At 55.4% G+C, this 12,669-nt stretch carries 11 protein-coding genes; 6 read left to right on the forward strand and 5 right to left on the reverse strand.

Features of this window, described 5'->3' with window-relative positions; translation table 11 throughout:
* The first annotated feature begins 175 nt into the window (after window positions 1–175).
* Entirely contained in the window at window positions 176–3,448 is a 3,273-nt protein-coding gene (locus tag WA354_RS04450; RefSeq protein ID WP_472811805.1) for a TonB-dependent receptor, read from the forward strand.
* Between the two features lie 114 nt (window positions 3,449–3,562).
* On the opposite strand, the gene WA354_RS04455 is transcribed toward WA354_RS04450, so the two are convergent.
* From WA354_RS04455 to WA354_RS04470, 4 genes are all read right to left on the reverse strand, one after another.
* Window positions 3,563–4,135, reverse strand: a complete 573-nt coding sequence (locus tag WA354_RS04455; protein ID WP_472811806.1) for a hypothetical protein — start codon at window positions 4,133–4,135, stop codon at window positions 3,563–3,565.
* A 75-nt stretch (window positions 4,136–4,210) separates the two neighbouring features.
* Window positions 4,211–5,014, reverse strand: coding sequence for a trehalose-phosphatase (gene otsB / locus WA354_RS04460; protein WP_472811807.1), 804 nt, complete (start codon window positions 5,012–5,014; stop codon window positions 4,211–4,213).
* A 95-nt stretch (window positions 5,015–5,109) separates the two neighbouring features.
* Complete coding sequence (locus WA354_RS04465; protein ID WP_472811808.1) at window positions 5,110–5,373, reverse strand: hypothetical protein; 264 nt, start codon at window positions 5,371–5,373, stop codon at window positions 5,110–5,112.
* A gap of 329 nt (window positions 5,374–5,702) precedes the next feature.
* The gene (locus WA354_RS04470; protein ID WP_472811809.1) at window positions 5,703–6,572 is read right to left on the reverse strand and encodes a hypothetical protein; all 870 of its coding nucleotides are present in this window, start codon (window positions 6,570–6,572) and stop codon (window positions 5,703–5,705) included.
* 321 nt (window positions 6,573–6,893) lie between these two features.
* On the opposite strand from WA354_RS04470, the gene WA354_RS04475 reads away from it, so the two are divergent.
* From WA354_RS04475 to WA354_RS04485, 3 genes are all read left to right on the forward strand, one after another.
* A complete protein-coding gene (locus WA354_RS04475; RefSeq protein WP_472811810.1) occupies window positions 6,894–7,859 on the forward strand; it encodes a sugar phosphate isomerase/epimerase family protein in 966 nt (321 codons plus the stop codon).
* A gap of 71 nt (window positions 7,860–7,930) precedes the next feature.
* On the forward strand, window positions 7,931–8,236 hold the full coding sequence (locus WA354_RS04480) for a hypothetical protein (protein WP_472811811.1): 306 nt from the start codon (window positions 7,931–7,933) through the stop codon (window positions 8,234–8,236).
* A 243-nt stretch (window positions 8,237–8,479) separates the two neighbouring features.
* Window positions 8,480–8,878: a SemiSWEET family sugar transporter gene (locus WA354_RS04485; RefSeq protein WP_472811812.1), complete on the forward strand. Its 399-nt coding sequence runs from the start codon at window positions 8,480–8,482 to the stop codon at window positions 8,876–8,878.
* 120 nt (window positions 8,879–8,998) lie between these two features.
* Here the strand turns inward: WA354_RS04485 and WA354_RS04490 are convergent, their stop codons facing one another.
* On the reverse strand, window positions 8,999–10,240 hold the full coding sequence (locus WA354_RS04490) for a pyridoxal phosphate-dependent aminotransferase (RefSeq protein ID WP_472811813.1): 1,242 nt from the start codon (window positions 10,238–10,240) through the stop codon (window positions 8,999–9,001).
* 444 nt (window positions 10,241–10,684) lie between these two features.
* On the opposite strand from WA354_RS04490, the gene WA354_RS04495 reads away from it, so the two are divergent.
* Entirely contained in the window at window positions 10,685–12,436 is a 1,752-nt protein-coding gene (locus WA354_RS04495) for a sodium:solute symporter family protein (RefSeq protein WP_472811814.1), read from the forward strand.
* Between the two features lie 9 nt (window positions 12,437–12,445).
* On the forward strand, window positions 12,446–12,661 hold the full coding sequence (locus tag WA354_RS04500) for a hypothetical protein (protein WP_472811815.1): 216 nt from the start codon (window positions 12,446–12,448) through the stop codon (window positions 12,659–12,661).
* The last annotated feature ends 8 nt before the right edge of the window (window positions 12,662–12,669 follow it).

A 12,669-nucleotide genomic window follows, 5' to 3' on the forward strand; every position in this document is an offset into this window, starting at 1 on the left:
GTTTGCAATCTATTGTTGGGAATGGAACCCCTACCCTGTACATTCCTTCCCCCTAAATTCCACAGAGAAGACTTACGTCCCAAGTGAGCTTTTGACGCCCCATCGCCCTCAAGGCATTGGCACTTTCCAAAGGGCTCAGTAACACATTTCACTCAGTTTCCGGAGGTCAAGCGCCATGCTTCATCGACGTACCCGAAGTGTATTCGCCACTATTCTGGTAGCAGTTGCCGCAGTGGTCGCCTTTCCCCTGAACAGCCTAGCCCAGACATTTCGCGGGGGTATCAACGGAACCGTAACAGATCAGTCGGGCGCAGTTGTCCCCGGCGCGACAGTAGAAGCCACGGATTCTGCAACGGGTGTTTCACACAAGACCATCACTTCCAGTGCCGGAGAGTACAGCTTTCAAGACATGCAACTCGGCAAATATGTCATCAAGGTGTCCACGGTCGGATTCAAGCCATCGCTCGTGAAGGACGTGCCGGTAACAGCGGGTGTGATCTACACATTGCCGGTGAAACTCTCGATCGAAACAACTGGTGAAACGGTCGAAGTTTCTGCTTCGAGCCTGGCGCTCGATACCACTTCCACGACACAGACGACAGTGATTCCGGAAACCACCGTGCAGAACATTCCACTGAACGGCCGCGATTTCACCCAGATGATCGGCATGGCACCTGGCTTTGCAGGATATGCCCTGGGCGGTTTCGGATCAGTGAATGGAACGCGTGGAAACCAGGTCAACTGGCAGATCGACGGCGCCGACAACAACGACTGGTGGCATAACATTCCCGCTGTCAATCAAGGCGGCGTCGAAAACATCGCCGGCGTCACGCTGCCGATTGACTCCATCGAAGAATTCAGCCTTCAGACCCAGTCTTCCGCAGAGGTGGGTAGAAATCCGGGTGGAAGCGTAAACCTGGTCACCAAATCCGGCACGAACGCCATTCACGGCTCCGCTTATTATTACGAACGCAACCAGGCGCTCGCGGTGACCAATCCGTTCAATACTCTGGGCGATTTGCCACTTGAGAATGTGCAATGGGGTGCTTCGCTGGGTGGACCGTTATGGAAGGATCACACCTTCTGGTTCACCAACTTTGAGAAGCAGAAATTCAACATCGCGACCGGCAACTCTGGCCTCGAGCCAAACCAGTATTACCAGGCCGCCGCACTTCAGTTGCTGAGCGATGCCGGTGTCCCCGTCAATCCCGCAACCCAGCAACTGCTCACCATTCTCTGGCCCGCCAACCTCCTCGCCGGAACTACGCCGGGCTTCTTCCAGTCGGCGGCGCCCGAATTCGGTTACAGCTACAACGGCGTGGCGAAGATCGATCACACATTCAACTCAAGGAACAGCATCTACGTGCGCGCCTTTATGGGGCAGGGCAATCAGACCGCCCCGGTGGGAACCACAGACATCAATCCCTACTTCTTTGAAATCGGTCCCATCCACGTCTACAACTATTCGGCCGGCTATAACTGGGTGATCTCTCCCTCGATCACCAACAGCGTCACGGCCGCCGTGAACTATTTCCACCAGACGTTCTCTGACGCCAACCCGAACTTTGCCAGCGTCCCTGAAGCCGGTTTTGTCACTGGTTCTCGTTTCCCGAACGCGCCCAATATCCTGATTGGCAATGATTTTGAGCCCACGGGCAACACGCCTCCCGAAGGCAGGCAGGACATCACGGGAGTCATCGACGACGCGCTCAATATCGTCAAGGGCAAGCACCAGTTTCGTCTGGGTGGCGAATTCCGTCGTGCCCAGGTCGATGAGTTCTATTGGCGCCACTCCAACGGCAATTACCAATTCCTTGGCGGGCAAGGACCGAACGGAGACGGTTCCACGTCGTGGAATACGGACGATCAGGACATCGCTGCACTCGCTGACTTCCTCGCCGGTTACCTGACCAAGGCCTCAATCGCCGTAGGAAACCCAGAGCGCCTGGTCTTTTCTTATGGGTACACCGCCTTCGCCCAGGACAGCTATCAGGCCACGACTAACCTGAACTTCAACTTTGGACTGCGCTACGACTTCATGCAGCCGATGCACGACAGCAAGAAGGACCTTTCGGTCTTTCGGCCGGGACTCACAACGACCGGCATCGCTTTCCAGGGTGCGGACATCAGCAACATCTATGCACCCACCTACACCAGCTTCAGCCCGCGTTTAGGCTTCAGCTACAGTCCTCCGGGGTCAAAGGCGACCGTGATTCGTGGAGGCGCCGGAATGTTCTTCGATACGCCGAATGCAAATCCATTCCTCGACAATCGCCCCGGAAACTCGGCTCCTAACGGACTGGAAGGCAATCCAGGCGGCTCCAATCCGGTATACACACTGACCACAGAGGCCAGCGAGGGAAGCCCGGCTTTGATCGTCCCGGGTGAAGAGATTATTCCGACTTCGAACCTCTCGTGCACCATCAATCCCTGTGGTGTTTTCAGCGTCGACAAGAATTTCCGCTCGCCCTACAACATCAACTACAACCTCCAGATCGAACGACAGGTCGGGAAAGCCTTCTTCCAACTCGGGTATGTCGGAAGCCAGGGACGCAAGCTCCTGAGCCTTCTGAATATCAACCAACCCTATCTGGGCGGGGCCCCGGGCGCCTACGTGGGAGACGGGACCGAGTTCGGCGGAAACTACTACTCCGACATCAACCAGATCGAGAGCATTGGCACTTCAAATTACAACTCGCTGCAGGCCGTTTTCCGCACCTCAAGCTGGCACGGTGTGCTTGGCCAGGCGTCATACACGTGGGGTCACAATCTCGACGAAGTGACCGCGTATCGCGGCGCGCTGCCGCAGGACAGCTACAACTTCAAGGGCGACTACGGCAACTCGGACTTCGATACGCGGAATGGCTTCAAGGGTTACGTGAACTATGCGATTCCCGCAGCGCCGACGATGAAGTTGCTGACCGGAGGATGGGAACTCAACACCGCTTTCGCCTTTAACGGCGGCCAGCCCATCACTGTCTACAACGGCGATGACACGAGCGGCACCAACGAATACACCCAGCGCGTCAACCGTGTCTCCAATCCGTTCCAGGGAGTGAGTCATAGCATTCAGACCGTGAACGGCAACAAATTTGTGCAGTGGTTCAATCCGAACGCCTATGTTGAACCGCCCGCGAACACGTGGGGAACTGAGGCCCGCAACAGCATCTATGGACCCGGTTTTGAAGATGTCGATCTCTCGGTCATCAAGAATACAAGATTCCCGATTAACGATTTCCCGGTCAACGTGCAGTTCCGCGCTGAGATGTTCAACCTGTTCAATCACGTCAACCTTGCCAGCCCGGCCTGCACCCAACTCTGCAACGACTACTTCGGTGGCAGCAGCTTTGGCAGAAGTGGATCCACCATCGGATCCGGAAACTTCTCGCCAGGCATCGGTCCCGGTGAACCCTTCAACGTGCAGTTGGCCATGAAGATCCTGTTCTAGCAAAGGTCTTCGTCTCACAGCTTGTTTGAACCAGAAATGCCGGTCGCCCCAAGCGGCCGGCATCGGAGATTGTGTCATTCGGTTGGAAGCTATTTCCGGGAGAGACTCATCATCCTATCTCTGTCTAATGAAGAGTACAGTCGGAGTCCCGTTCTTCATTGAACTCACTAATCGCACATTTTCTCGCTTGTCGATATCGAACTTCGATCCACTGACAACTCCCATGTAGGTCTCCGCCACAGTTTCCGGGTCAACCTTGAACGAGTGCGCGGCGCCGTTTTTATCGCTCACTGAGAGCGTGCGATCGTGTCCGTTCCAATTCGAAACTTCGCCCGTTATCGATGAAAATGGTCCCGCTCCGAGACTCCTTACAGCAACGGCAGTCCTGTTTTCTTCGGTTCCAAAATAGAAAACAATCACGTACGCTCCCTGTTTATCGAAGTTTTTTGCAGCGACGGTATCCTCGGCAACCTTCTTATCGAAAGCTACGTGTTTCGCGGACGGGGATGTCACTTTAAAAGTACTGTTTGAGCCGTTGTCTTGAAGCAATGTGATAGCTCCTTGGGAAGTGTCGATCGAACTCACGGATCCAGTGACTGCGTGAACAATCTCTTGTGATGCCGCTCCACGGGAAGCAAGGAAAAGTGAACCGACCACAACAAACATACGTGCGTAGGTCTTCAGCATTGTCTCCTCCATTTGTCGTAGATTTTGGATTTTACGAATAGGATTCTTCGGTACATATCCAAACCTTGTGTCGCATTAGTGAACTCGACAAGCTTCTATCCAGCCGCGGAGAAAATCGAGAAGAGCCCCCGGAGGCTTGATCCATGCATCGGCGAGAGTGGGACAGAACTCTTCTCTAACCAGAATGTTCAGACCCCTGTGAGTTAATGCTCCAAATGCATCCTCATCAGTTGCATCGTCTCCGAGATACACCATTGCCACATCTGGGCCCATTTCGTAGAGAATCGACCGGACGACATCGCCTTTATCTTTCTTGGCAGGCCGGATCTCGATGCCACCCTCAAACGGAGCGAGGCGAAGATCGTCTCTGTCGGGAATCATTGACCAAATCCGACGCATTTTTCGCAAGACGTGTTCCTTAATCGATTCCCTCCCGCGCCAGTGGATTGCAATGGCGGCAGTTTTGCGTTCCGCAAAACTGGACAGACCCTCGCATGCAATTAGCTTGCTAGCAGTCTCGATAGCTGCCAGCAAGCGTGGGTCAATCCTCGCAATCTCATATGAACCGTCGGCTCTGAGTCTCTCCAGTCCGTGACAGCCCCATACCTCAACTCTCGTCAACTTCAATAGTCTCGGGATTTCACATGCCCGGCGGCCGGTGACGATAGCCAGGCGTGTGTCAGTCTCGCGTTGAACACGATTCAGAGTGCTGGAAATGTCGGGATAGGGGTAAGCCTCCTCAGGATTACACCTGAAAGGCGCAAGCGTGCCATCGTAGTCCAACAGCAAGGCGCGCGCGCGGGCCTTGGACGCCCGTGAAAGAAAAGCGGCAATTCTCATGTTCGCCGCTGAAGGATCGAGTGATTCGCCGTCGTGCATCGCATTTTCCTTTTTGGAATTGCCGAAACCAATGTCTTGACGGAACCGGTGGGTTCGCGTCACAAGAAAGGATTCCGTCCAAGCGGGAAAACGCTCTAGCAGAGAAGGCAGCAGGGGACATCAACCAGGCATACTCGTCGCAGGCGCTGTGCATCGCTGCTTGTCAGCGCGATAGCGACAAACGCCGGTAGAACGCAAACAATAATTTGCACGCTGAACGAGAACATCGCGAGGATGAGGCTTAACCACTGCTGAGCACGCAATGCAGTCGGCAGAACGTCGACCAGAGGAGAGATAAAGATAGCGATGATGAACAGAATGACAATAACGACAAGCGCAATCGTGACGATCCTGTTCATTCCCACGGAGTATAACATCTACTTAATGTCCGATGAAAGCTGCTCAATTCATTCGTGCTTAGCTGCTCTGCCTTGCGGCTTTTCGATTCTCTGCAGCCTTCTTGGCCTGATGTCGGCGGGCCATCACGGGTAAACAGGAGTTTTCGGATCGCTTCCAATGATCTGCCCTGGAGATTGTGACGCAAAGAGCAAAGGTTCCCATCCATGACGCAGTTTCATCGCGGCGTTGGTGGGAAAGTCCATCCCATCAATGACTTCGGTCGCTTTTAAGAATCCATTCGGGCTATTCCACGTTTCAAGTCGCGATAACCGGCATGCGAAAGCCGAATCTACTGGGCAGCGGACGGTGCGGCACACTTCGCTTCGATTCCGGACGGTAGTGCCATCTTGTTCACCTTGCAGTCACCAACAAACAACACCTCGTTCATTCCACGGGTCTGGCGAAAATCGACTTTCGAGTAGTCATTGTTGAAGAGAGCGACTCCTTCGAGCGATTGACCATCAGGAGTTGTACCCGGCGATGCGGGTTCGTGATTCCATAGTTTGGCTAAACCGTGGCTGGCGCTATCGAGTTCCCAGGTCTTCGTCAGAACGTATGCGTATTTGTCAGATTCGGAGTCCTCTCGATAGAACTGACCTGGATTCATCAGGAAATTCGAAAAGGATTGATCCTGTGGTGGTCGTTTGGCCCTCGTGAAGGTCTTTACCACCCGGTAATGTTCATCTCTCAACTGTGTGGCCAGTGCGACATCAATGGCGATCAATTGGCTCTGGTTTTTCTGGTTAGCCTTGGGCAACAGTCCGAAGAGAATGATGTCAAAGAATCGCTCGTCATTCACATTCGGCAATAACGCAGAGGTAATTGAGAGAGCTTGCGGACCATGCTGCTGGTCGTCCAGAAATGACTCCATCTCATACGCCCCCTGTATGGCGATGTCACTCTCTTTGGAAGAGACCTGCTGTACCGCTTTCCTCCACTCTGAGTCCCGCGTTGCCTGTGTCTCATCCATGTGCTGGCGATATTGTTGAGTAAACGAAAGGACGAAAGTCCCCGCCGTGATGATGAATGGCAGGAGCGTAAGCCAAAGCGGGCTACGATGACTCGCGCGTGCTCGTTTGGGTTTATGCGCAGCCCCATCCTGCGTTTTGCTTGATTGTTCAGCCTTGGGCTCGAGCCACTGGGCGGCGAGGTCGCTCATGGGACACCTCCACAGTCGATGTCCCATAGTGAGTTTTGGCGCCAAAGCGTTTCAGAGGGAAGTTTGTGCACACGAGTTCAAAGTCCGTGTCGTTCAACTCCAGCCGATACGAGTGAAAAGTTGCTGATTTCTACAGGTGCGCGGTCCGGATCCTCGCTGCGGGGGGGGAGTGCCCGACACCTGGAACTACGCGAAGCCCAAGTTGGGGAAGGTTTCCGTGCGCTGTCCGCGTCCTGGATAGACAAAGTCGAAAAAAACGATCCGGCATGCGCTGTGGATCACGGCGGGCCAGCGTTATCCGCGACGATCGTGAACACACTTGTGACTGTTCTTTCCGGCATGCATCCGTTATTATCCGGACGCATGATCGATCGACGCAGATTTCTTGCCACTTCTGCCGGATTCGCAGCGATGGCTGCCGTTCCGGGTGCGTCTCTCACGGCCGGCGACACAATTTCTCGCGAGGCCGGCGTCAAACTCAAGCTCGGCCTGAATGCCTTCTCGTTCAACGGGCCACTCCTCGCGGGCACGATGACGCTGGCCGATGCCGTGGATTTTTGCGCTACGAATGGCGTGGACGCGCTCGATGCAACCGGCTACTACTTTCCCGGTTACCCCAACGTCCCCACGGATAATTACATCTACGCCCTGAAGCGGAAGGCATTTGTGAACGGAGTCGCCATCAGCGGCACCGGGGTGCGAAACAACTTTGCTGTGGCGGACGAAGCTGCGCGCAAGCGTGATGTGCAGATGGTGAAGGACTGGATTGTTGTGGCCAGCAAATTGGGTGCGCCGGTGATTCGTGTATTTGCCGGACCGGAGCGGGCCGCCGGGTACACGTTCGACCAGGCGCTGGACTGGATGGTGTCTGACTTCAAGCAGTGTGCGGCGTTTGGCAGAGAACACGGCGTGGTCGTCGGGCTGCAGCAGCACAATGACTTCCTCAAGACTGCGGAGGAGACCATCCGCGTCATTCAAGCGGTAGATTCGGAGTGGTTCGCATCGATTCTCGACATTGGCAGCCTTCGCTCCGGTGATCCTTATGCCGAGATTGAGAAACTCGTGCCTTACGCTGTTTCCTGGCAGATCAAGGAGGAGGTGGGCCGCAACGGCAAGCCGGAGCCAACCGACCTTGCAAGGATCAAGGCCATCATCGATCAGCACGGCTACCGCGGATACGTGCCTTTCGAAGCGCTCGGTCCGGGAGACGCAAAGCCCAGGATCGTTCATTTCCTTGCAATGATTCGTGCGGCATTTGGGCTGCAAGGATCGCAACAAAGCACCTGAATGGATCGGCAGCGTATTGTGGACCCATATAGACTCGGCTCATTTTCGCAAGATGCCGATATACTGTCCGCATGAAAAACCAGATTTCCTCAAATTGCTGCTGGCATATTCGTGGGTACGATGGCACGACCGAGATATTCGATCAGAGCGTGTCGATTAGACAGATCACAGATAGCGGCATCAAGGAACTTCTGCGAGCATTAGTGGCCAAGAATCTGTCCCCTCATGAGCTTATTGGCGCATATGCAAAGCGAGGGACACAGGTTTCAAACGATCTCTTAGAGATTCGCAAAGAGAATCAACTTGAGAAAAAACGCACTCTCTACACTTGTGGAGCGAATCCTCACTACGCCGCTATCACTGAAACACGCGCCTGAGATCGATCTGAGGCTGATTGTAAAATCCGAGTTTCGGTTGCGTAGTCAGCAATTGAGAAGTAACAACTGATTAGAAACGCGCAGAGCCGGGCAATACGTAGTTTTCCATACTGCATTTCTCGACCGAGTGCGCCGGCGACGTCTCGCAAGTAACCCCTTCAACAAGTCTCTGGTAGTTTCGACAGTTGAACGGACCACATGGGGGGTCTAGTATCGAGGACGCTCTTTGCGAGGAGCGGTCGTATGTGCCGATTCAACAGAGCAGTGCTTTGGGGTACTCTATGCAGCACGCTTTCCCTTTGCGCCTGCAAGGGCTTCGTACCGAGTGATCCGCAGAGCATTCTATTCTCGGAGTTTAAGAGATCGGAGATCGTCGGGATTGTTGCGGGCTTTGGAACGACCTTCGCCGCCGTGCCGGACTTGATCGCAATGTTCAGGCGCAGATCCAGCGCGGGCATGAATCCGAGGATGGCCGCGATCATGTGCGTTTTTCAGGTCCTCTGGGTTTATTACGGTCTGTTGATCGTTTCAAGACCGGTGATCATATGGAACGTGATTGCCGTACTGGTCAATTTCCTGAGCGTTGGCGCGTACTTTTACTTTGTTCACAAAGAGAAAAAGATTTTGACAAAGAGCAATTAATAGCTGGCGCCCGGCCGGAACAAATTTGGCCCATGAAAATAGTGTCCTCTCGAACCAGCGAAAAGCCCCGTCCGAAGACGGGGCAAGACGGGGCTTTTCACCTTAGAAGCGACAACTTGTTTAGGAGAGATGGGTGAATGGCGCGCTCTGCAGACGTCGCGGCATTTTCGGCAGAACAAGGTCAGCGGCTGCTTTGCCGCTACTGCTCATCACCGCGGTGAAGTCCTTGCGGAAGGCCATCATTTCGTCCGGCGTGCCCACGGTGATGCGCACGCTGTCGGGCCATGCAGGCCAGATGCGGCCAACGTACATGTCCTTCGCAGCCAACGCCGCCTGTACCTGCTTGCCGGGTTTGCGCACGTCGAGCATGAAGCAATTGCTTTCTGAGGGCGTGCAACTGTAGCCTTGGCTCTTGAGCCACGCAATGGTCTCAACGCGCGTGTCGGCGATGATCTTCTTGCGCGTCGGAACCAGATCTGGATCGAGCAGGCTGGCCTTTGCGGCGGCCACGGCAGTGATGGGCAGCGCGTTCATTCCGCCGAAGGGAGTGATCTTCGCCAGCAGATCGGGACGGCCGATGGCGAACCCCATGCGGATGCCGGCCATGCCATAGAGCTTCGAGAAGGTGCGCAGGACGATAACGTTCTTGCCTTCCTTGACGAAGTCGATCGAGCGCGGTGCATCGCAAAGGTGGATGTATGCTTCGTCAATCAGGATCACCGTGTCCTTGGGCGCATTGGCGACGACGTACTCGATATCGCTGCGTGGTGTGCAGGTGCCGGTGGGGTTGTTGGGGTTGCAGATGTAGATGACGCCGGGATTCGATGCGGCGGCAAGCATCGCCTTGACGTCATGCTTGGCTTCGCCCTTCGGATCGGACAACGGCACCTTGAAGATCTGCGCGCCGCTTACCTTGGCTGCCCACATTGGCGCCTCGTAGCCGGGATCGGCGATTACCAGCGGCCGGTCTTTGCTGGTGAAGGCGAGAACGGTGAAGTGCAACGGCTCACTTGAGCCGGCGAAGGGAATGACTGACTCGGGGCTCAGGCCTTCCTGCTTGGCAAAGATTTCGGCCAGTTCTTCTTCGCCGTTGAACAGGTAGCGGCCGCCGCGCGGAACGATGGCGATGATTGCCTGGCGCGCGCCTTCCGACGGACCCATGGGGTTCTCATTCGCATCGATGTGGATGCCCTTGTTGGGATCGGCGAATTTGGGGCGGTCGGCGTAGGCGAGATGCGCCTCGGTAAGGATCGGCAGGCTGGCCAGCGCGGAGGCTCCAGCGGCGAAACGGAAGAAGCTGCGGCGCGAAATTCCGGTAGAAGCGACTCCCGCAGGAGCTAGAGGATCGACGGTCGGATACATCGGCAAGACTCCTTAGGTTGAGGATGGAATTGGACAGACAACCGCGCCGGGCGCGGGGAGACAAAAGGCCGGAAGCTGGAAGAATTGGGGAAGGGGAATCCCATATCCAAAGGTATCGTTCCGACGCGGCAAAGACAAGAAGGAAATACAGAGTTCACCTGTGCTGCGCTGTGCTCTTTTACAACCGTGCCTCGCCTCCGTATAACGCGGGGGTTGCATATGGTAGACTTCGACCCGGAAAACGTATCCCTTTGTATCGACTCGAATTCCCGCAGCCCGTCGATGTGGCGAGTTTGCGGTCAGGATATTTTTGTTTGAAGGCTTGACAACCCTTGGAGTAAACCCATTTACTTATGGGCGAACGTCCACGTCGACAGCGGATGTATTCACCCGATCATAGGTGACTCAATGCTTGCTTTGGTTCCAGGTTTAACAGCCGTTGGAATGCCACAAACACCCGCCGCACTGCTCGCGCTAGCCGCACCCTCGCTCGCGCATCTGAGCTGGCTCGACATCGCTATCATCGCGATCTACTTCGTGATGGTGATCTGGATTGGCTTCTATCTCAAGGGGCAGGCCAACACCAGCGAAGAATTCTTTATGGCCGGCCGCGAGATGACGGCGTGGATCGCAGGCCTGAGCTTCGTGTCAGCCAACCTCGGCTCCCTGGAATTGATGGGCTGGGCGGGATCGGCGTATCAATACGGCATCCTCGCCGCTCACTGGTATTGGATCGGCGCCATCCCCGCCATGCTCTTCCTGGGCATTGTGATGATGCCCTTCTACTACGTGTGCAAGACGCACTCGGTGCCCGGTTACCTCAAACTCCGCTACGGGCAGGGCGCCAGCACCGTTTCCGCCTTCTCGTTCGCGTTCATGACCGTGCTGATGAGCGGCGTCAACATGTTCGCCATGGCCGAGGTGATGAAGGTCGTGCTTGGCTGGAATCTGAACTTCTCCATCATCGTCTCGTCGCTTGCAGTGGCGGCCTATGTCGCGCTGGGTGGCTTGCGCTCGGCCATCTTTAACGAGGTGCTGCAGTTCATGCTCATCTGGGGCGGTGCGCTGCTTGTGCCGATCCTGGGCCTTGTGGAAGCCGGCGGGTGGAATGGATTCAAGGCTAAGCTGGCGCACAACATCGCTATCGGCGCAACAGCTCCCGGCGATTACACGCATATGTGGCGCAGCATGGGCCACTTCACCGATAACCCCATGGGTATCCATTGGACAGGCATTGTCTTCGGCCTGGGATTCGCTATCAGCTTCGGATACTGGACCACGGACTTCCTTGTCGTGCAGCGCGTCCTTTCCGCACACAACCTGCGTTCCGCGCGCATGGCCCCGATCATCGGATCGTTTTTCAAGATGGCCGTACCGTTCATCGTCATTCTGCCCGGTCTGCTCGGACTTGTTGTGCTGCAGAATGCAGACGGCAGCCTGATGCACCTTGTAGGGCAGAATCTCGTTACTCCAGGTTCTGGACTGCACAGCTACAACGAGGTTTTGCCGTTGATGATGGTGCGCTACATGGCGCCCGGACTGCTGGGCCTTGGTATCACCGCATTGATTGCCGGATTCATGAGCGGCATGGCGGGCAACGTCAGCGCCTTCTCGGCCGTGTGGACCTATGACATCTATCAGCCGCTGATCAAGAAGAATGCTCCTGACGAACATTACGTCACGGTGGGACGGTGGGCGACGATTCTCGGCGTCATTGTCTCCATCGGCACCGCCTACCTGGTGATGAGCGCGGCCGGCATCATGGACTACGTGCAGGCCCTCTTCAGCTTCTTTATTTCGCCTCTTCTTGGTGTGGTGCTGGTCGGCATGTTCTGGAGGCGCGCAACCAAGGCGGGCGGATTCTGGGGCCTGTTGATGGGCACGGTTACCTCGATCGGGCTTTGGGGGTGGGTGAAAGCTGATCCGTCGGCGTTGCGTTTCGTCGCGATTTCTCCGGATGCGAAGGACATGGCAGAAAACATGTATCGCGCATTGTGGTCCGTGATTGTGGCCATCCTTGTCAACGTGATCGTCAGCTTGCTCACGAAGCCAAAAACCCTGGCGGAACTTAACGGCCTTGTGTACGGCGCGACAAAGCTGCCGGAGGAAGAGCCGGTGCCCTTCTACAAAAACGAGTACTTCTGGCTGGTGATCGCCATCGTTTTGTTCGTCGTCCTCAACGTCTATTTCTGGTAAGGAGGCTGCATGCATTCCGGCCATATTTCAATCTGGTTTTTCATCGGCGTCCTGCTCACAGCATATGGAGCGATGATCTTTGGCTACGGGCTTTATGAGTTGGCTACGCACACGGTTGCCAATGTAAAACTCGCCGACCTGCACGCTCCCGTTTGGTGGGGAGGACTTCTATTGGTTTTTGGTCTTTTTTACAGTTTGCGTTTTCGCCCGGGCCGCAACGGTTAACGCGGCAA

This window comes from Occallatibacter sp. (genome assembly GCF_049802275.1).
Taxonomy (GTDB): Bacteria; Acidobacteriota; Terriglobia; order Terriglobales; family Acidobacteriaceae; genus Telmatobacter.

Excerpts from the sequence above, each read along its gene's own strand:
- WA354_RS04450 (WP_472811805.1), top strand. The coding sequence starts at position 176 with ATGCTTCATCGACGTACCCGAAGTGTATTCGCCACTATTCTGGTAGCA.
- WA354_RS04455 (WP_472811806.1), bottom strand. The coding sequence starts at position 4,135 with ATGCTGAAGACCTACGCACGTATGTTTGTTGTGGTCGGTTCACTTTTC.
- otsB (WP_472811807.1), bottom strand. The coding sequence starts at position 5,014 with ATGCACGACGGCGAATCACTCGATCCTTCAGCGGCGAACATGAGAATT.
- WA354_RS04465 (WP_472811808.1), bottom strand. The coding sequence starts at position 5,373 with ATGAACAGGATCGTCACGATTGCGCTTGTCGTTATTGTCATTCTGTTC.
- WA354_RS04470 (WP_472811809.1), bottom strand. The coding sequence starts at position 6,572 with ATGAGCGACCTCGCCGCCCAGTGGCTCGAGCCCAAGGCTGAACAATCA.
- WA354_RS04480 (WP_472811811.1), top strand. The coding sequence starts at position 7,931 with ATGAAAAACCAGATTTCCTCAAATTGCTGCTGGCATATTCGTGGGTAC.
- WA354_RS04485 (WP_472811812.1), top strand. The coding sequence starts at position 8,480 with ATGTGCCGATTCAACAGAGCAGTGCTTTGGGGTACTCTATGCAGCACG.
- WA354_RS04490 (WP_472811813.1), bottom strand. The coding sequence starts at position 10,240 with ATGTATCCGACCGTCGATCCTCTAGCTCCTGCGGGAGTCGCTTCTACC.
- WA354_RS04495 (WP_472811814.1), top strand. The coding sequence starts at position 10,685 with ATGCCACAAACACCCGCCGCACTGCTCGCGCTAGCCGCACCCTCGCTC.
- WA354_RS04500 (WP_472811815.1), top strand. The coding sequence starts at position 12,446 with ATGCATTCCGGCCATATTTCAATCTGGTTTTTCATCGGCGTCCTGCTC.